The organism is Bradyrhizobium sp. sBnM-33, from assembly GCF_032917945.1.
Taxonomy (GTDB): domain Bacteria; phylum Pseudomonadota; class Alphaproteobacteria; order Rhizobiales; family Xanthobacteraceae; genus Bradyrhizobium.
On the sequence record NZ_CP136624.1, the window covers coordinates 4014159 to 4031427 of the forward strand.

The following is a 17269-nucleotide window of genomic DNA, read 5'->3' on the forward strand; positions in this document are numbered from 1 at the left end:
AGCGCCGTCTGCAAGAGTTCAGGATTTTTCTGCAGTTTCCGTGCAGGTGCGGTGATGCACTCGCGCCGGCGAGACAAGTTTGATACGGGCAATGGTGTTGTCTGATCCCCTTGCCCAAGCTCCCATCATTTTCATGCAAAGTCTCAAACGTATCGGCCTGATCCTGATCTGGCTCGCTGGAATAGCCTTCGTTTTCGCTGCTGCGAACAAAAACGATCCCTATTTGATTTCGCTGCGGGGAACGGGAAACATTGCTCTGGCTACTGCGAGCGTGGTTGCCGCCGTATTGCTCATCCGCCGCGGCTATTGGAGAAGAGGCGTTGCGGGGAGGGCGCTGATTCTGCTGTGGTGCTTGCCATTGCCGTCGATGCTCGGTGCACATGCGGCGTTTGAATGGCGCAAGCAACGCGTTCTGCGGGCCGATGCTGCACAGGTGCAAAGCCTTGGAAAGCATTTTATCGTTGGGTACTCGTCATTCCCGGATGTTTCAGTTCTCGCCGAGAAGGGCCTGATCTCCGGGGTCTACATCACCAAGCACAACGTCGCGGGATCCTCGGCGACGCGTCTGAAAGAGGAAATTTCGGCGCTGCAGGCAAAGCGGCGCGCCGCCGGCCAGCGACCTCTGATCGTCGCAGCCGACCAGGAAGGCGGCATCGTATCGCATCTGGCGCCGCCCTTGACCAAGCTGCCGGCACTATCGACGCTGGCGAGCCTGACGCCGGATGTGCGCGCCGAGAAAGCAGAGGCATTCGGGCGCACTCACGGGCAGGAGCTAGCGGCGCTGGGTGTCACCCTGAATCTTGCGCCGGTGCTTGATATACGACCTGAACTGAAGCGCAACCGGTTCGACTTCAACACGCTGATCGGCCGCCGCGCGATTTCCGATGATCCGACCGTCGTTGCCGAGATCGCGCGAGCTTATGTGAGCGGCCTCGAAGCGTCCGGTGTTGGAGCGGCCGTCAAGCATTTTCCGGGGCTCGGCCGCGTGCGAGCCGATACCCATCATTTCAGCGCCGACCTGGATACGCCTCTCGATGAACTCGGAGCATCGGACTGGATTCCATTCAGGAAGGTGCTGGCCGGCTCGAAAGCGCAGCTGATGATCGGGCATGTGACGCTAACGTCCGTCGACCCGGATCGTGCCGCGTCGCATTCTAAACGGGTTGTCGACGGCATCATTCGCAAAAAATGGAACTATCAGGGCGTCGTTATGACCGACGACCTCGTGATGGGGGCAATCTATCAACGCAACGTCTGCACGGCAGTGGTCGAGGCGCTCAATGCCGGCGTCGACCTGCTGCTGGTCGCTTTCGACGGGACGCAGTTTTATCGCATCTTCACCTGCGCCATGGCGGCGTCGGCCGAAGGGAGACTCGACGCCGCCATGTCGGGCGACGGTGAGACGCGGTTGAATGGGGCGTTCCCTGTGGATTGAGGGACCGCGGTGCGGGGGCCGGAAGCAAAGAAGCCGGCGCGAACTACTTTGCGAACCGGCCTTCCTTCGGCAGCCCTCTCATTGCCTGGGTCCGGAATGTGGGCTTGTGATCCTGCTGTTTGGACCACGACACATAGTAGGCGACGCCTGTCATGATCGAAATCCCGGCGAAGCTGACCAGGACGTGCAGGGCAAGCGAATCCGGGCCCGTGATCAGGACGAGATGTGCGGCAAACGAGAGACACACCCCGGCGCAGAACACGGCCAGCCATTCCTGGCCGCACTTCACGATCGGCTGTAATGCCTGCCATCGGAATCCGTTCCAGCTCCGCGGCACCATGTAGGTAAAGAGAAAGGCCAGCGCCAGGAAATGAAGCACCCTGTAGGGGGCAAGGTTTTCCCTATCGTTGGAAGGAAAGGCATCGCGCAGGAAGTCTGGCACGAGCCCTGCTTGCGGAAATTTCCCGGCGACAGTGACGACCAGCGCAAAGAGCAGGTACAGCCATGCCGCGGTGCGCAGGATGGCAAGACCCTGGAGGGTCCGTATGGCGTGCACCTGCCTGGCGCCGCCTAGAGCAAACCAGGCGCCGAGCACAAACAGGAGTTGCCAGCAGAACGGGTTGAGATACCAGCGTCCGTCCGGAAACGAAGAAAGATTCCAGTCGAGCAAACGGGATGCGAAGTAGAGACCAATCGATGCAGCGATCGTGAGGTTCGGCCGCCGCATCATGCTGAACAGCACGATCGGAAAGAACGCCATCAGCACGATGAACAGTTGCAGCACATCGAGATTGAGCGGCTTGGCCTGAAGCAGCAGGCCGTGAATCAGCGTCCGGATCGCATGGTCGACAATCCCCGTAACATTGAACTCGCCGATGAGTTCGGGGGCGCGGGACCTGCGCGCGACGTATCCGATCAGCTCAATATAGATCACGAACAAAACCACGTAAGCGGCGTAAAGCTGCCACAGGCGCTTGAAAATGCGGGTCGCTGATACCACGAACCCGCGTTCCAGCATCATCTTTCCATAGAGGATCGCGGCCGTGTAGCCGCCGATGAATATAAACAGGTCGGTGGCGCCGCTGAAACCGAAATTGCGCATGGTGAGCAGGCTCACCGCATTGTGCGGGACGTGATCCAAAAAGAGAAACCAGGCCGCGATACCGAGCAGGAGACAGAGTCGAAGATCGCCGTCGCGCGCGGCGAGCTCGGCCTTCATTGACGGATACATTTTTGGCGAAGAACTTTACATCTCGGAGGAATCGAATCGCGAATCTAGCGCGACTGTCTGCCCAGTCGGAATAGACTTTGCGTGAAGAATAATTAAGCAAGTTGTCGGCGATTAAAGCCCGCTCGGCAATCACAATGTTTTGAGGGAATAGCGTAACCGAACGTGATCACGCTCTCTCGTGCTTGCGCAGATCGCGGACGTGATCGAAATGGCTGGCCTGCAGATCGGCGCCCGTCGCGCCGATGTCGGGAAGGGCCGCCTCGCTCAGAATGTCGGCCGTGATATCCTCGACCGAGCAATCCGCGATTTCATGGATGAAGCTGATATTCTTATACTCGCCCGACGCCACCCGGGAGATGACCTCGCGCCTTGTGATTTCCGGATCGACGATAGCCTCGCGACCGCGGCGGCCGTAGTCGATCATCACGACGAAATATTGCATGTTGGCGATCTGACCTCATATCGGCGCACCGGAAACGACGCGGGGAGTATTTCGGAAAATCGGAAAATAGTCAAGCGTAAATTCTGAAAAACAGAAATTGCGCGCGAAGTTGGCGAAACGGTCGCGCCACAGGCAGGATTTGTCGATTCGGAAGTCGCAGGCTGCGTTTACTACTTTTCCGGCGTGCGTCCGCCGGTCGCCCTTGCTGCCTTGCGCGAGCGGGCCGCCGCTTTGTTGCGCAATCGTTCGATCTGGCCCCTCGGCAGGGTGACGCAGATCTCGCCGATCCATTCCAGCTTTACGCCGGTGATCGGCTTGGCATTGAAACTTGTCAGGTTGACCGACGCGGGGGATTTTCCGCGCTCGATCGTCTTCAGATAGCGCTCGCCGGTCTTCAGGCGGACCGCGGCTTCCTCGCCGTAAAAGCTCGACAGCGGGTGGCGCTGCTCGCGATAGACCACGATAACATCGCCATTTTCGTACTTTGGCAGCATGGAATCGCCGGCCACCTCGAAGGCGATGGTTTCTTCGGCGATCGGGAAGGGCAGTTCGACTTCGCCGAGGCCTTCCGGCGGCACCTGCTCATGCTCCGGCTCGATCGAGGCGCCGGCGCCCACCCGGCCCATGATCGGCACCGAGTTCAGTTCGAGATATTCGATGATCGGCGCGATTTCAGACGCCTTGATCAGCCGTATCCCCGACAGGATTTCCGAAACCGCGCCGGGACGAACACCCATCGCGGCGGCCAATCCGCCCTTGGTCTTGCCTGGCTTCTCCAGGCCCCGTTCGATCAATCTCATGTCCAGCATGATCACACCTTTCCGAATTTCAGAAATAATAGCAATTACGATTATCAGAAATCAAGCCTTGACTTTTATTTCGGAATATCAGAAATTGGTTGCCCGGCGTCGGGCGGCGTTGACAAGAGCAAGGACAACAAGATGGAACTGTCGAACTGGGCGCCCGAGCACTCGGACGCGCTGCGGGAATTTCTTGCCAAAGGCCTGACCTTTTCGGAGGCCGCGCAGGCGATCAATTCACGATTCAATACCTCCTACTCTCGCAGTGCTGCACTCGGACGCGCCCGGCGCCTGCGGCTGACGGCGGACGATCGCCGTGAGCCGTCGATGCCCACCAAGCCGGCGGACCTGCACGACATCGGAGAACCTCGTGCCAGTGATTCCATGACCTCTGCGCTTGTCTGGCCGGTGCCGCTGTTTAAGGAGACCAAGCCGCTCAAGCTGCGCTGCGCGGCGATCGAGCCACGGCATATCTCCCTGACCGAGCTGGAGAGTGGTGACTGCCGTGATCCGTATGGCGGCGATGAGAAGAGTGAGGTTATTACTTTCTGCGGTCATCCGCGCCGCCCGGGTTCGGCTTACTGCACACCGCATTTTCATTTGAGTCGCAACCCGGTTGTGCCGTCCGAACACGCGGTGAGCACCGCTCTGCTGCGGATGTTGGAGACGGCATGATGAACGCTGCTGTCACATGCGTAGCCGACAGGCTGAAACGGCTGCCGCGTCGCCATCGGATCGCTCACCTCCGTGCGCTGATCGGGCTTCAGCCGGAGGGCTGCGGCCGCCGGCACGAATTATCCGAATTGCTGCGCAACGAGCTGGCGAACGCCTCAATCGAATAGATCTTTGGGTCGAAATCGAATTCCACTGCTTTCATGGAGCACATCAGATGCCGAGAGCCAAACGCCGAAAGCCGTACGATCCTACCAAGGCGCATGACCGAAGGTCTCGCGATTTGTTACGCAACACCGAAGTCGCAGCCGTCGAGGTCGACAATCCCCTGGCGCTGGAGCCGGGCGAGAAGATCGTCGCGCTACGATCGATCCGCAACGATCCGCTCGCGCGGCTGCATTCCCACCGCCACCTCGACGAGGCGCAGTACCAGGCGGGGAGGGCGTTCCAGAGCGACTGGGAGAAGGCCGAACGCGGCCCGCGCGCGGTCGACCCGACCCGGGAATATGTCGATGGCGGGCAGCACCGCGAACCGATCACCGAGGGCCAACGCAAGGCCGTGCTGCGGTTGAACCGTGCCGAGCGCGAACTCGGGGCGGACGGCTCGGCGCTGGTGCATGACGTCCTGGTTCAGGGAATGACCATGGAACAGGTCGGCGAGCGGAGGGGACTACGCACCAAGCGATGGCATGACTATTTTTCCAGGCGATTGCGCGAATGCCTCGACCGGTTGGCGCTGCTGTACGGGTTCGCGACGGAGCATCCCGTTCCGGTCAAAACGCTCCCGCGCTGAAGCGCAGAGGCTGCACTACGTCATAGGCCGCCTTGGTGAGTGGCACGGCGTAGTCGACGGTCAAGGGGCCGAATGGCGAGGCCCAGGTCAGGCCGGCACCGATCGACGAGCGTACGACATTCTTGTTGGCGACCTGAAGCGATGTCGTCGATCCGCTGTAGCGAAATACGCTGCCGGCATCGACGAAGGCGGTGGCCCGGAGGCCGTATTCGTTGGGCACGCCGGGGATCGCGCTCTGCAGTTCGGCGGTCGTTGCCCAATAGGCGCTGCCGCCGACATTATCCATCGTGGTGCCTGGCGTCAGGTCGCGTGGGCCGAATCCGTTCGGAGCAAAGCCACGCACCATGGTCGGGCCGCCGAAGAAATTGTTCATCAGCGGCACCTGCTGGCCGCCCCAACCGGTAACGTAGCCGCCCTGGGCGCGCACCATGCCAACCAGATCGCTGCTGAGTGACTTGTAGTACCGCACGTCTTCCGTGGTCTTCAGGAATTTCACGTCGCCACCCAGTCCGGCAAGATCCTGGCTGAGCTGCGATCTGATTCCGCTGGTCGGGCTCTTTGTGTTGTCGAGCGTACTGTAGGTCGTCGTACTGCCGGGGGCGGAGACCCACGTTGGGCCGGCGGCGGCCGCCTGCCGGACGGCCAACGAGGACGTCAGGCCCGAACCGCTCGGCGACAGCGTGATGTTCTGATTGTAGATCGAGTAGCGCCATTGGACGCCGAGTTCCTCGTTGATCGGCGTACCAAGTTGCAGCCTCGCGCCGAAGGTGGTGCTGCCGTAGGATTGGTAGCTATTGGCGTCGTTCTGGCGACCGAAAAGTTCGATTCCCGCGGCGACCTTGGTGCCGAGAAAATACGGTTCGGACGCGGCCAGGTTGATGCCGCGCGCATATTGGCCGTACGTAAAGGTGGCCTGCACATTCTTGCCCGTGCCGTAGAAATTGCGCTCGCCTACTTTGACCTCGACGAGCGCACCATCGACAGTCGAGTAGCCGCCAGCGATGTTGAAATCACCGGTCGCCTGGTCAACTGCCTCGACATCGAGAATGACATGATCTGGGGCCGAGCCCGGCCTGTTCGATATTTTCACCGTCTTGAAGTAGTTCAAGTTCTTCAAACGCCGTTCAGCGCGGTCTATCAGCGTCTTGTTGTAAGGATCGCCTTCGGAGATATCGAATTCGCGCCGGATCACGTAATCGCGGGTCCGCGTGTTGCCGTGAATTTCGATCCGCTCGACGTAGGCGCGAGGCCCCTGTTCGATCACGAACGCAACATCGATGCGTTGCGCTGTGGCATCGCGCGTGAGGCGAGGCGTCGCCTGGGCAAAGGGAAAACCGAGCTTTGCCATTTCGATCGCCAGAAGTTCGGTGGACCTGTCCAGGGCATTGCCGTCGAACACCGCACCCGGATGGGCGGTGGGGAGGGCACGAAGCTTGTCGCAATCCATGCCCGGAACGTTGCAGGCGACGCTGACTTCCCGGAAGTGATAAAGTTGGCCTTCGTCGATTGCGAAGTTCAGCGTGAACCCTTTCGCCGCTGGATCATACTCCGCTTTTGCCGGTGAGACACTGACATCGGCGAAACCCTTGCTGCGGTAGTAGAGCCGTAGCTGTTCCTGGTCTTGCGCGACGCGGTCGGGATCGTAGACGTTGCCGCCGGTTAGAAAACTCAGCATATGGGTGGCTGAGGTCTTGATCACGGCGCTGAGCTGCCGCTTGCTGACGGCCTTGTTGCCCGTGAAATCGATCTGCCGCACCGGAGTCTTTGCGCCCTCCGTTACGGCATAGATGAGATCGACCCGACCGTTGCCGCGGTCGATGATTTGCGGATCGACGCTGCTCTCGGCGCGACCGACACGCCGGTATGCCTCGATGATGCGGCCGACGTCGGACTGCACGGTGGCGCGTTGTAGCGAGCCGCGCGGCTTGGATTCGATGGCGGCGGCGAGGTCGGCGTCCTTGACCTTCCTGTTGCCTTCGAATGCAACGCGGTCGAGTACAGGCGCTTCGGACAGATGCACGACAAGCCGATCACCGGTGCGTTCGATGGAAACTTTCTCGAACAGGCCCGTTGCGATCAGTGCTTTCAGCGCCGCATCACGCGCGGCGTCATCGAAATGTCCGTCCGGCGAGGGGCGAAAATAGGAGCGGATAGTCTCGGCGTCGACGCGGCGGTTCCCTTCGATGATGATCGTATCCTGCGAGGGCGGCGCTGCTTCGGCGACGAACGGTGTTGCGAAAATTAAGCCGAGGACGCCGGCAAGCCGGCAAACGGCTCCCCCCGATCGGAACGATCGGTTGCGCTGCGCGATGCGTCTGATCTCCACGTCCCGCCGGACTCCCAGTTGCTCGGCTGAGATCGAATTGCCCACGCGAGGCGAAAAAATGTCTGGGATAAGGTGAGTTGCGGGCGAGCTTTTCGCAACGTGCCACAATTTCGACGTCTTCTGTTAATGCGGATTTTCTCAGAATTGTCGCAATGCACGCTTCATGCTTCGCCATCGAGAGAGCCTGGGACGCTCGCGCACGGAACCGCGCGGACGTTCACGCTCGCAGGAGCATCACATGCGATATGCCGCCTTCATTGCCGCTGCGCTCATGCTGATTCAGCCAGCGCATGCAGAGAAGGCGCCGGAGGTCGATCCGCGCGCCTCGCTCGGGGTAGTCCAGCAATGGATCTATAGCTATCGGGCCAAGCCGGACTATGCCCATGTCCCGGCAGCCGTGCGCGTACTGTTTCACTCGCAGACATTCAAGGAACCGGAGAATGCCGGAATCTATCTCGGCTTTATCGCCGGTGCGATTGGCTCCAACCCGGCCAAGGCCGAGCAGCTCATTGCCAGTTTCTTCCCGGTTCGGCCGGAAGACGAATGGGTGATCATCCGCGCCATTGCCTATTCGGGGTTGCCCGACTGGAGAAACGTTCTGCGCCGCGTCGCGCCGCGAATGCCCGGCCGGCGGGTCATGATCGACAGTTATCTTGCAGGCAAGCTCCCGACCTTGACCGAAATCCCTTTGGAAGAAGTAAAGCCCGGCATGATGGACAAGCTGCGTGGCGCCTTCACCAAGAACCCCTTCGCCAAGGACGAGCGGAAGCTGAACACGACGCTCACGTTGGCGAGCAACCAGGATTTGCTGGATACGCTGTGGGGCTACTATTTTGCGACCGGCTCGCATGCCCCGATCCAGCGCATTATCCAGATGCTGCCATGGAGCAAGAGCCGCGACACGATCGACAAGCTGACGGTTGGAAGCATGGCGCGCTATACGCTGGCAAGCTACGCGATCCGCGATGCCAGCTTGCGCGAATATCTCCGTAGTGAACTTGCCAGACAGCCGGCGGCAGTCAAGGCGCCGCTTGCCGAAGTAGTTGAGGCGGCGGACACAGTGCAGATCGCTGCTCTCCGCAAGGATGCGCTGGCCGCCGTGGATGAACTCAAGACCAAGGGCTCCGATAGCCGCCGCGATCTCAGCTTCTGGGGTCAGGTCGGCGTCGGCGCGGTTGCGCTCGGTTGCGTCTCTGCGGCCGCGCTGGGGCAGGTCGCTGTCGGCATTCCCTGCGTGATCGGAGGCTCGGCCTCGCAGGGATTGCTGTCGTTCTGGGAAAGGCAGCAGTAATCCGGGATAGCCGCAGCTCATTCCAATCCGGCGCGGCGAAAGCCTTCGAGATAGTGCTCGCGATCAGCGTCGAGCTTCCAGGGTAACTGCGTCGCGATCCAGGCGAGCGAGATATTCGGCTGAGTCCGGCGCAATTCCTGAAGCGCAGCGCGCGCGAGTTCGATCTGGCCGGTCATGCCGGCGGCGACCGTGAGCACCCGATAGGCGCCGGTGAGGTCGCCACGCTGACGCGTCGCCTCGCGTGCCAGTGTGATGGCTTCCTGATAGTTCCGTCCTACAAACTGGGCGTAAGCGGCAACGCCGTAATAGATCGCCGAAGAAGGATCGCGGGGACTCTGGCGCATCGCGCGTTGCGTCGCCGCATATGCCTTCATCCATCGCCCGGTATAAGACAGTGCCAGGGCGTAATATCCCTGCGCGAGGGAGAAGTTCGGGTTGAGCTGGAGCGCCAGTTCGAACTTGGCCAGCGAATGGTCGAGTCGGCGCGTGGAGAAATACACGCTGCCGAGGGCCGTATGGGCCCAGGCATCCTCGCTGTCGGCGGCAATCGCCGCCAATGCTGCTTGTTCCGCGACGGGTGCAGCGGTTGCAAGGTCCGTCCAGCCCAGATGCACGCCGAACATGTGGTTGGTCGCGAACAGGGCCAATGCCTGGCCGTAGTTCGGATCGATCGCAATGGCGCGTTCCAGCAGCGCTTGCGCGGCGAGGCTGTCGGGTCGCGTTACACGCCAGTGATGCGACAACGCCCGCATCACCAGGTCCCATGCATCGATGCTGTTGGGCGGCTTGCGCCGGCTGCGAAAGTTCTCCGCCGCGTAGATCTGCGGCTCGATCGCGGCAACGATAGCATCCGTGATCTCGTCCTGTACGGCGAATATATCGATCAGGTCCCGATCGTAGTGCTCCGCCCAGATGTGACTGCCGGTTGCCGTGTCGTTAAGCTGAGCGGTAATACGTACGCGATCGCCGCTTCTTCTCACACTGCCTTCGACCACATAGCGCACGCCAAGCTCGGCAGCGACCTGCCTCATATGCACCGGCTTACCCTTGTAGGTGAATGACGAATTGCGCGCGATCACGAAGAACCAGCGTAATTTCGAAAGTGCGGTGATGATGTCCTCGCTAATCCCGTCGGAGAAGTACTCCTGCTCCCGGTCGCCGCTCATATTGTCGAACGGCAGTACGGCTATCGCCGGCCGATCGGGCAGCGCGAGCCTCGCACGTGGTTGTTCTGCTTCTTTCGGCAATGTGGCTCGTGCATCGCACGGCCCATTCACGTCGCCGACGAAGCGAATCCCTTTGCGTGGAATGGTGCGGATGAGTCTCTGTTCCTTTCCGTTGTCGCCGATCGCATTGCGGGCAGCGTTGATCCGGCTGTCCAGCGTGGAGTCCGAGACGATCCGCCCACCCCACACCAGCGCAATGAGATCACCCCGGCTGACCACGCGATCACGGTGTTTCAATAGGTGAACCAACAAGTCGAATACTTGCGGCTGCATCGGCACCAGCTCGCCGCTGCGGCGCAGCTCGCGACGATCGGTGTCCAGGATGTAACTATCGAAGTTGAAATTCACGTGCCCTTCTCAAGGAACAATCAAGTCCGTCTCATGAAGAGATCAAGCATCAGGCAAAGACCCGTCGCCGTTCTCCGTGCATCCTGTCAAAATCGGGAGTTCGAATCCCATTACCCGAGCGGAGCTAATTTCATGACGGAGACTCAAACCCTCAGCCCGGCGATGCCGGGCAATCGAGTGCTAAGATTCACTGCATTTCTGTTCGGAGGTGTGGCCTATCTCACATTTCTGTTCACGATTCTGTACGCCATCGGATTCGTCTCCGGCCTCGCGGTGCCGAAGGCGATCGACACCGGCGCGAAATCGGGGACTTTCGAGGCGATTATCGTCAATCTCGGGCTGATGTCGTTATTTGCCATTCAACATAGCGCCATGGCGCGCAAATCGTTCAAACACTGGTGGACGCAGTTTATTCCGAGGTCTGTCGAACGCAGCACCTATGTGCTGTGTGCAAGCCTGACGCTTCTGTTGCTGTTCTGGCAATGGCGTTCGATGCCGGCCGTCATCTGGAATATCCAAGAGCCAGAAATGGCCATGGTGATCGCGACGCTGTCATTCGTCGGTTGGGTGATCGTGTTCACGAGCACCTTCCTGATCAATCATTTCGAACTGTTCGGATTGCATCAGGTCGCCAACAATCTCGTCGGCCGCGACATGCCTGCACCGGTCTTTCGGACGCCGTTCTTCTACCGCTTTGTCCGGCACCCGATCTATCTCGGTTTCATCATCGCCTTCTGGGCGGCTCCGACGATGACCGCTGGGCATCTGCTGTTTGCGGCGGTGACAACGGCTTACATCTTCGTCGGCATCATGTTGGAGGAGCGCGATCTTGTCGCCATGTTCGGCGAGGAGTATCTCCGGTACCGGGAGCGGGTTTCGATGCTGTTCCCCTGGCGCAGATCTAGCTGACCAACTCTCCTGTAAGGAGGCGGAAGAATGATGAAGCATACTGGAAGCTGTTTTTGCGGTGCGGTCGAGGTCCAGGTCACGGGTGCACCGGAAGGAATGGGTTATTGCCATTGCCGTTCCTGCCGCTCATGGTCCGGCGGACCGGTGAACGCGTTCACCCTGTGGAAGCCGGAAGCGGTACGGATCACGGCGGGGGCGCAACACGTTGCGACGTTCGAGAAGACGCCGATGAGCCAGCGCAAGTACTGTGCGGAGTGCGGTGGTCATCTGATGACCAATCATCCGACGCTCGGGCTGGTCGATGTCTTCGCCGCAACGCTTCCGACACTGCCGTTCACGCCCGGGGTGCACGTCAACTACGCCGAGACGGTGCTGCCGATGCGGGACGGACTGCCCAAACTGAAGGACTTTCCCGCCGAGCTTGGCGGCTCCGGTGAAATGATTGCCGAGTAGGCAAAGCGGGTTTACCAAACGATTCAGCGGACGCTGTTCGCTGCGCCTCTGATCGATCAGACGCCGCCCCGTCCCCCGAACCCGGGCGGGCGGCGGCACGTCTGCCTTTCGCCCTGAGAGCTATGTCAGCGGCAGGTCCCGCCCTGCAAAATCGGGGTTTGGCGATGTCCGTCTGGTTCCGGTAAGAAAGTCTTGAAATTGCTGTCGCGGCGAAGTCTTCGTTTCGCCAGGCAGAATAGCAAGAGGAAATGCCGGAAATGACTGTCAGACCGCAATTGCCGGAGCGAACGCCGCGCGTGAACGGCGAACCGACCGCGCTGGATGGTCTGCTGGTCGTCGACTTCACCAGAGTCGTTGCCGGTCCGGCCTGCACGCAAACGCTGGCCGATTTCGGCGCCGAAGTGATCAAGATCGAAAACCCGGACGGCGGTGACGATACCCGCCACTATGAACATGCGGAAATCGGCGGCGAGAGCGCGGCCTTCCTCAGCCTCAATCGCAACAAGCGCGGCATCACGCTCGATTTCAACAATCCTGCGGCGCTCGAAGTCGCCCGCGAACTGATCGCGAAGGCGGATGTCGTGGTGGAGAATTTCTCCGGCGGCGTGATGAAGAAGTTCGGTCTCGACTATGCTTCCGTCGCGCCGATCAATCCGCGGCTGATCTATTGCTCGATCTCGGCCTATGGCCGCAAGGGTGAGTTCGCGTTGCGTCCGGGCTTCGATCCGATCACGCAGGCCGAGAGCGGCTTCATGTCGCTGAACGGCTTTCCGGATGGCGAGCCGGTGCGGACCGGTCCGCCGATCGTCGATATGGCGACGGGCATGTCGGCATGCAATGCGATCCTGCTGGCGCTGATCGCCCGCGACCAGCTCGGGCGTGGCCAGCAGGTCGAGGTCGCGCTGATCGACACCGCCGTGTCGATGACCGGTTTCTATGGCATGGCCTACCTGATCAGCGGCGTGAATCCGGGCCGCTTCGGGAATTCGCCGAACGGCTCGCCCACCGTCGGCGTCTACCAGGCATCCGATGGACCGCTTTACATGGCCTGCGCCAACGATCGCTTATACCGCCGGCTCGTGGTAGATGTGCTCGCTCGGCCGGACCTCGTTACCGATCCCCGCTTCGCGCATCGGAAAAACCGAACCGCCAACAGGGAAGAGTTGCGGGCCATCATCGCCAGCGTCTTTGCCAGTGACAGCCTTGAGAACTGGATGGCGAAGATGAAGAAGGCCAACATACCGGTCGGCTATCTGCGCACGGTTGAGGAAGGATTCAACGCGCCGGAAGTGCGCGACCGGCATCGCCTCAGCCGGATCCCGCATCCGACCGCGGGTGCCGTCCCCAATATTGAAACGCCGTTGCAGATGAGCTTGACGCCGACTGTCGATCCCGTGGCGGCGCCGCTGCTGGGCGAGCATACCAGGGAGGTGCTCCAAAAAACGCTCGGATATGATGAGCGGCGTATCGCGGCTCTGGCCGAGGCGGGGGCTTTCGGGAAAACCGGGAATACGGCCTAGCGGCGCTGATCTTCGCTCTATGCCGACGCATCCCGCAAACGAATGACATCCCTGCGTTTGCACCGCGCCTAACCCCTTCAAAGCGGTAGCTTTTTCCGTTCGTCTGCGGCTAATGTGCCGCCAAAGTGGGAGCGAAACATCATGAACGACGGGACCCCCATACGGTCGGCGAGGAATGTCGAACTCGGCGCCAGCGGCGAAGAATTCCAGAATCTCCACGAATTCATCCGGAAAGCGCGCGCTCGCCTCAACCAGAACGCATGGGACTATATCGTCGGGGCCTCCGAAACGGAGACCACCATGCGCCGCAACCGCATGGCGCTCGATGAGATTGCATTTCGGCCGCGGGTACTGCGCAATGTCGTCGACGTCGACCCCTCGACCGAAGTATTCGGCCGCCGCCTGCGTTTGCCTGTCATGATTGCGCCGGTCGGCGCGCTCGAGATTTTCGATCCCGATTCAGGCGCTGCCGTCGCGCGCGGAGCCGGGCAGTTCGGCGCCGCTCACATGCTGAGTTCGGTGTCCGAACCGGGGCTGGAGGCGACGGCCAAAGCCGCACCCGGCGCGTTGCGCATCTATCAGCTCTATGTCCGCGGCGACGACGCCTTTGTCGAAGACGTTGTCAGCCGCACGATCGAGAATGGCTATGCCGCGTTCTGCCTGACCGTTGATACTGCGCATTACAGCCGGCGCGAGCGCGACATTGCCAAGCGATACGTCCGCGAAAGCCGTATCCGGGCCACTGGCGGCGACTTCCAGAAAGGGCTAGAATGGCGCACGGTGAAGCTGATCAAGGACAAATATAAAATTCCGCTGGTGATCAAAGGCATCGCCACCGCGGAAGACGCTGCCATCGCGCTCGACCATGGCGTGGACTGGATCTATGTGTCGAACCATGGCGGCCGCCAGCTCGACCACGGACGCGGCGCGATGCACGTCTTGCTGGAAATCGTCGACGCGGTTTCCGGTCGCGCCAGGATTATGGTTGACGGTTCGTTCTGCCGCGGTACCGACATCGTAAAGGCGATTGCCTCCGGCGCCGATCTGGTCGGCATCGGCCGTCTGCAATGCTGGGCTCTCGCGGCCGCAGGCGAGGCCGGCATCGTGCGGATGCTTGAATTACTGGAAGACGAAGTGATCCGATGCCTCGGGCTGCTCGGCGTCACCCGCTTGGCTGAGCTCGACAAGTCCTATCTGCATGCGGCGACGGCGACAAATCCGCCCAGTGTGTTCAGCGCCTTTCCGTTGCTGGATATCGAGCCCTATCGCTATTGAGAATCCGAGGGCTGCGGCCCGTCCGCAGCGCGGACAAGTCTGGCCGGCGCTGCCTTCGCATCGTCGGGAACCTGACCTCGATTGCCGCATTATCAGGCGCATCCAAGGGGCGCCGCAGCCACGACAGATCTGATTCAAATGGCCCAGTAAGTAGAAGCGAATGGCAGAAAATCGTTTCGCTGAATTCAGTCCCGAGAAGGCTATCGATCTCCGCTGGACCTTGCGGGACATTCAGGCTCGCCGATTGAAATTGTCGCCGGTCAGCGACGAAGACTTGAGAACATTGACAGGGCTCGGCCTGGTCGAAGCGCGCGACGAAGGGATCGTGCTGACGCAGGCGGGAACCGCCGTGCTGAACGACTCGTAATCAGCGTGCCTTCAGGAAGCTCTCGCCGGAGTCGCAGGGCGTGCAGCGGTAGGTCAGCACGTCGTAATTCTGGTCGCGCGGCTCGATCGTGGCGAACCGCATCTGTGCGCCGCATTTCATGCACGGCATTTCTATGCTGGTTTGAAAGCGCGTGCAGGTCGGCGTCGGTCGGAATGCTTGCCGCATCTTATCTCCATGTCCCAAGAGAGACTTAAAACCAGAGACGCAACGCCACCGACAGCCGATCTCTAACCCCGAATCACTATGCCACACTGTTGCCACCATTGGGATCGGGCACCGTACCCGTACGGCTACGGGCCGCGAGGGAAGGAATAATTCCTTGGGCTTTCTCTGAAATTTGGGCCGGCGCATGCCGGCCGCCGCGGTCTATCTCGGAGCTCGGTCCAATACGGCGCAGACGCAGCCGGGAATTATGCTAACCTGCCAATGTCGACATTGGAGAAGCGACCATGACTGAACCGAAACTTGAAGTCCCGGCCGAGCTGCGCGAGCTGGCCGAGAGAACCATCGATCAGGCAGAAAAAGCGTTCGGCATGTTCTTCGATGCCGCCGGAAAATCCATGACGTCTATGCCGGGTGCGGGTACGGAAATGTCCAGGCAGGCGCTGTCGTTCACCGAACAGAATATGAAGGCTGCATTCGAGCACGCCCGCAAGCTGGTTCATGCGACCGATCTTCAGGAAGCGATGCGGATCCAGTCCGAATTCCTGCGCAGCCAGTTCACCACCGCCGGCGAACATATGCGACAAATCACTGGCGGCGTCATATCGGCCGCAAAGGATTCGACAAAGAGCAAGGTCTGAAAGATCTGCTAGCGGCGACGTCCAATCGCGACGCCGAAGAGAAAAGCGACGAACAGACTGGCCAGCGGCGCTTCGCGAGTGATTGCACTGATGGTCGAGAGCGGCATTCCCGGTTTCCGTGCCGCTGCGATCGCATTACTGAGACGATCGACCGCAGCTTGCAGTCCGGCGGATACTTCCGTCAGCGTGCGTGACACGTCGGTCGCCGTATCAATGGCGCGTTCCGCCATGCCGGGCTGGGATGGTCCTGAGGTCTCATTCACGATTGGAACTCACTTCGATGGCTTGGCAATCGCCGAGCGGCAGCTGACGTTGCGACAATGCGTGGCCAATGCATTAGTTCCCGGAGGTCCCACCTTGGCAGGGTCGACGAGGGAACCTTCGTCAGGCTCGGGACTTGTATTTAGTCAGAAGAAAGCAACGCGGATTTTCCGATGGCGACGGAATATACTGAAGACCACTTAACCAGAAGCGGTGGCGCGCCATTGAAGGTAGCGATTGGTGTCGCCATTCTCGGCGTGCTCGGGATGCTGATCGTTGACCACGGGCCGTGGAACAAGCCCAAAGTACAGCACCCCATGTTCGCCAATTACAGCACCACTGGGGAAGCTGCACGGGCGGCCGGTGCGCAGGTCATGCCGACCGAACCGAAGCTCGAGGTGGAGCCTGAACCGCCCGTGCCAAAGCCAGTTCATCCGGCTAACCCAGCCCCTCGTTAGAGAATGACAGTTGACACGCGGGCGGGCAAATCATCGGCATAGTGGCACCATCACGCAAATTCACAGGGGCTTCCGGAACGAGCATGGCAGCGAACGCTGACGACGCGCCCCCATCATGCAGCAAAGCTGCCGCCACTAATACGACCCGCGGGTGGTCGTTTGCTACTCAGGAGGTCCGCCCCGGCTGGTGGTTGGAAGCGATACCGCCGACGGCCCTGGTATCGGCTTCGACTTTGTTCCCCGATCTCCCCTGAACTCTGTCCAGATGCCAGCGAATGCGCACAGCGGTCGTTCAGCGCAAAGCAGACCACGTCTTTCTTCGGTCTCCGGGTCGGCTCGGGCGCGTACTCGGCGAAGCTGTTGAACGGCACTAAGCATCTCTTCTCTGGCTTTAACCAGCCGCGCCAATGTAGTGACGGCGTATTGCGAACGTTCGTGACCGGCGAGCCGCCAGTGCGCGGCGGTGGCGGCATCCCCCAGCGCATCAGCGTCAGTTCGCGGCCACCTTCTGCATTGCGCACCACTGGCGCAGGATAGCCCGGGAATACGCCGGGCATCGGCGGTAAGTTGCCGACGTATCGATAGATGACGCGGAGCGCGCGGATGGCCTGTTGATTTCGTGGTGATGCTGTAGATGG

At 60.6% G+C, this 17269-nt stretch carries 19 protein-coding genes and 1 pseudogene; 12 read left to right on the plus strand and 8 right to left on the minus strand.

Features of this window, described 5'->3' with window-relative positions; translation table 11 throughout:
* Nucleotides 1-133: 133 nt before the first annotated feature.
* Nucleotides 134-1435 (plus strand): glycoside hydrolase family 3 N-terminal domain-containing protein, encoded by a 1302-nt coding sequence (locus tag RX328_RS18315; protein ID WP_213255251.1) that lies wholly within the window; start codon nt 134-136, stop codon nt 1433-1435.
* A 43-nt stretch (nt 1436-1478) separates the two neighbouring features.
* Here the strand turns inward: RX328_RS18315 and RX328_RS18320 are convergent, their stop codons facing one another.
* The 3 genes from RX328_RS18320 to RX328_RS18330 all read right to left on the minus strand — a co-directional run bounded on the left by RX328_RS18320 (nt 1479) and on the right by RX328_RS18330 (nt 3917).
* Entirely contained in the window at nt 1479-2666 is a 1188-nt protein-coding gene (locus RX328_RS18320; protein WP_213255254.1) for an OpgC domain-containing protein, read from the minus strand.
* A 166-nt stretch (nt 2667-2832) separates the two neighbouring features.
* Nucleotides 2833-3108, minus strand: a complete 276-nt coding sequence (locus tag RX328_RS18325; RefSeq protein ID WP_213255256.1) for a hypothetical protein — start codon at nt 3106-3108, stop codon at nt 2833-2835.
* Nucleotides 3109-3278: 170 nt separating this feature from the next.
* Complete coding sequence (locus tag RX328_RS18330) at nt 3279-3917, minus strand: helix-turn-helix transcriptional regulator (RefSeq protein WP_213255258.1); 639 nt, start codon at nt 3915-3917, stop codon at nt 3279-3281.
* A 132-nt stretch (nt 3918-4049) separates the two neighbouring features.
* Between RX328_RS18330 and RX328_RS18335 the strand changes: the two genes are divergently transcribed.
* Genes RX328_RS18335 through RX328_RS18345 form a run of 3 tightly spaced genes read left to right on the plus strand, consistent with a single transcriptional unit; the run spans nt 4050 to nt 5373 of the window.
* Entirely contained in the window at nt 4050-4583 is a 534-nt protein-coding gene (locus tag RX328_RS18335; RefSeq protein WP_213255260.1) for a GcrA family cell cycle regulator, read from the plus strand.
* Entirely contained in the window at nt 4583-4750 is a 168-nt protein-coding gene (locus RX328_RS18340; RefSeq protein ID WP_213255262.1) for a hypothetical protein, read from the plus strand. Before RX328_RS18335 ends, RX328_RS18340 begins: the two co-directional genes overlap by 1 nt.
* Nucleotides 4751-4797: 47 nt before the next feature.
* Entirely contained in the window at nt 4798-5373 is a 576-nt protein-coding gene (locus RX328_RS18345; protein WP_213255264.1) for a DUF6456 domain-containing protein, read from the plus strand.
* On the opposite strand, the gene bamA is transcribed toward RX328_RS18345, so the two are convergent.
* Nucleotides 5354-7699, minus strand: a complete 2346-nt coding sequence (bamA, locus tag RX328_RS18350) for an outer membrane protein assembly factor BamA (RefSeq protein ID WP_312018109.1) — start codon at nt 7697-7699, stop codon at nt 5354-5356. The genes RX328_RS18345 and bamA overlap by 20 nt on opposite strands.
* Nucleotides 7700-7937: 238 nt before the next feature.
* Here bamA and RX328_RS18355 point away from each other — a divergent pair, with 238 nt between their 5' ends.
* Nucleotides 7938-8990, plus strand: a complete 1053-nt coding sequence (locus RX328_RS18355) for a hypothetical protein (RefSeq protein ID WP_213255266.1) — start codon at nt 7938-7940, stop codon at nt 8988-8990.
* Between the two features lie 17 nt (nt 8991-9007).
* On the opposite strand, the gene RX328_RS18360 is transcribed toward RX328_RS18355, so the two are convergent.
* Entirely contained in the window at nt 9008-10489 is a 1482-nt protein-coding gene (locus RX328_RS18360; RefSeq protein WP_249727053.1) for a winged helix-turn-helix domain-containing tetratricopeptide repeat protein, read from the minus strand.
* Nucleotides 10490-10696: 207 nt separating this feature from the next.
* Between RX328_RS18360 and mddA the strand changes: the two genes are divergently transcribed.
* The 5 genes from mddA (at nt 10697) to RX328_RS18385 (ending at nt 15088) form a co-directional block, all read left to right on the plus strand.
* Complete coding sequence (gene mddA / locus RX328_RS18365; protein WP_213255272.1) at nt 10697-11473, plus strand: methanethiol S-methyltransferase; 777 nt, start codon at nt 10697-10699, stop codon at nt 11471-11473.
* Nucleotides 11474-11503: 30 nt separating this feature from the next.
* Nucleotides 11504-11926 carry a GFA family protein gene (locus RX328_RS18370; RefSeq protein ID WP_213255298.1) on the plus strand — a complete coding sequence of 141 codons (423 nt, stop codon included), beginning with the start codon at nt 11504-11506 and terminating at the stop codon, nt 11924-11926.
* Between the two features lie 257 nt (nt 11927-12183).
* Nucleotides 12184-13446: a CaiB/BaiF CoA transferase family protein gene (locus tag RX328_RS18375; RefSeq protein ID WP_213255275.1), complete on the plus strand. Its 1263-nt coding sequence runs from the start codon at nt 12184-12186 to the stop codon at nt 13444-13446.
* 141 nt (nt 13447-13587) lie between these two features.
* Complete coding sequence (locus tag RX328_RS18380; RefSeq protein WP_213255278.1) at nt 13588-14721, plus strand: alpha-hydroxy acid oxidase; 1134 nt, start codon at nt 13588-13590, stop codon at nt 14719-14721.
* Between the two features lie 160 nt (nt 14722-14881).
* Nucleotides 14882-15088, plus strand: coding sequence for a hypothetical protein (locus RX328_RS18385; protein WP_213255281.1), 207 nt, complete (start codon nt 14882-14884; stop codon nt 15086-15088).
* Here RX328_RS18385 and RX328_RS18390 read toward each other — a convergent pair whose 3' ends face one another.
* Nucleotides 15089-15274 carry a hypothetical protein gene (locus RX328_RS18390; RefSeq protein WP_213255284.1) on the minus strand — a complete coding sequence of 62 codons (186 nt, stop codon included), beginning with the start codon at nt 15272-15274 and terminating at the stop codon, nt 15089-15091. It lies immediately after the preceding gene.
* Between the two features lie 284 nt (nt 15275-15558).
* Here RX328_RS18390 and RX328_RS18395 point away from each other — a divergent pair, with 284 nt between their 5' ends.
* A complete protein-coding gene (locus tag RX328_RS18395; protein ID WP_213255286.1) occupies nt 15559-15912 on the plus strand; it encodes a phasin in 354 nt (117 codons plus the stop codon).
* 8 nt (nt 15913-15920) lie between these two features.
* Here the strand turns inward: RX328_RS18395 and RX328_RS18400 are convergent, their stop codons facing one another.
* Nucleotides 15921-16142 carry a hypothetical protein gene (locus tag RX328_RS18400; RefSeq protein ID WP_213255289.1) on the minus strand — a complete coding sequence of 74 codons (222 nt, stop codon included), beginning with the start codon at nt 16140-16142 and terminating at the stop codon, nt 15921-15923.
* A 204-nt stretch (nt 16143-16346) separates the two neighbouring features.
* Between RX328_RS18400 and RX328_RS18405 the strand changes: the two genes are divergently transcribed.
* Nucleotides 16347-16631, plus strand: a complete 285-nt coding sequence (locus tag RX328_RS18405) for a hypothetical protein (protein ID WP_213255291.1) — start codon at nt 16347-16349, stop codon at nt 16629-16631.
* 201 nt (nt 16632-16832) lie between these two features.
* Here the strand turns inward: RX328_RS18405 and RX328_RS18410 are convergent.
* Nucleotides 16833-17267, minus strand: a pseudogene (locus RX328_RS18410) (SOS response-associated peptidase family protein); the annotation flags it as partial.
* Nucleotides 17268-17269 lie beyond the last annotated feature (2 nt).

What these genes read in the sequence shown, in the direction of transcription:
- RX328_RS18390 (WP_213255284.1), bottom strand. Translation starts at nt 15,274, where the DNA reads ATGCGGCAAGCATTCCGACCGACGCCGACCTGCACGCGCTTTCAAACC.
- RX328_RS18400 (WP_213255289.1), bottom strand. Translation starts at nt 16,142, where the DNA reads ATGGCGGAACGCGCCATTGATACGGCGACCGACGTGTCACGCACGCTG.
- RX328_RS18360 (WP_249727053.1), bottom strand. Translation starts at nt 10,489, where the DNA reads ATGCAGCCGCAAGTATTCGACTTGTTGGTTCACCTATTGAAACACCGT.
- RX328_RS18405 (WP_213255291.1), top strand. Translation starts at nt 16,347, where the DNA reads ATGGCGACGGAATATACTGAAGACCACTTAACCAGAAGCGGTGGCGCG.
- RX328_RS18325 (WP_213255256.1), bottom strand. Translation starts at nt 3,108, where the DNA reads ATGCAATATTTCGTCGTGATGATCGACTACGGCCGCCGCGGTCGCGAG.
- RX328_RS18345 (WP_213255264.1), top strand. Translation starts at nt 4,798, where the DNA reads ATGCCGAGAGCCAAACGCCGAAAGCCGTACGATCCTACCAAGGCGCAT.
- RX328_RS18370 (WP_213255298.1), top strand. Translation starts at nt 11,504, where the DNA reads ATGAAGCATACTGGAAGCTGTTTTTGCGGTGCGGTCGAGGTCCAGGTC.
- RX328_RS18380 (WP_213255278.1), top strand. Translation starts at nt 13,588, where the DNA reads ATGAACGACGGGACCCCCATACGGTCGGCGAGGAATGTCGAACTCGGC.
- RX328_RS18375 (WP_213255275.1), top strand. Translation starts at nt 12,184, where the DNA reads ATGACTGTCAGACCGCAATTGCCGGAGCGAACGCCGCGCGTGAACGGC.
- RX328_RS18385 (WP_213255281.1), top strand. Translation starts at nt 14,882, where the DNA reads ATGGCAGAAAATCGTTTCGCTGAATTCAGTCCCGAGAAGGCTATCGAT.
- RX328_RS18335 (WP_213255260.1), top strand. Translation starts at nt 4,050, where the DNA reads ATGGAACTGTCGAACTGGGCGCCCGAGCACTCGGACGCGCTGCGGGAA.
- RX328_RS18395 (WP_213255286.1), top strand. Translation starts at nt 15,559, where the DNA reads ATGACTGAACCGAAACTTGAAGTCCCGGCCGAGCTGCGCGAGCTGGCC.
- mddA (WP_213255272.1), top strand. Translation starts at nt 10,697, where the DNA reads ATGACGGAGACTCAAACCCTCAGCCCGGCGATGCCGGGCAATCGAGTG.
- RX328_RS18330 (WP_213255258.1), bottom strand. Translation starts at nt 3,917, where the DNA reads ATGCTGGACATGAGATTGATCGAACGGGGCCTGGAGAAGCCAGGCAAG.
- RX328_RS18320 (WP_213255254.1), bottom strand. Translation starts at nt 2,666, where the DNA reads ATGTATCCGTCAATGAAGGCCGAGCTCGCCGCGCGCGACGGCGATCTT.
- RX328_RS18340 (WP_213255262.1), top strand. Translation starts at nt 4,583, where the DNA reads ATGAACGCTGCTGTCACATGCGTAGCCGACAGGCTGAAACGGCTGCCG.
- RX328_RS18315 (WP_213255251.1), top strand. Translation starts at nt 134, where the DNA reads ATGCAAAGTCTCAAACGTATCGGCCTGATCCTGATCTGGCTCGCTGGA.
- RX328_RS18355 (WP_213255266.1), top strand. Translation starts at nt 7,938, where the DNA reads ATGCGATATGCCGCCTTCATTGCCGCTGCGCTCATGCTGATTCAGCCA.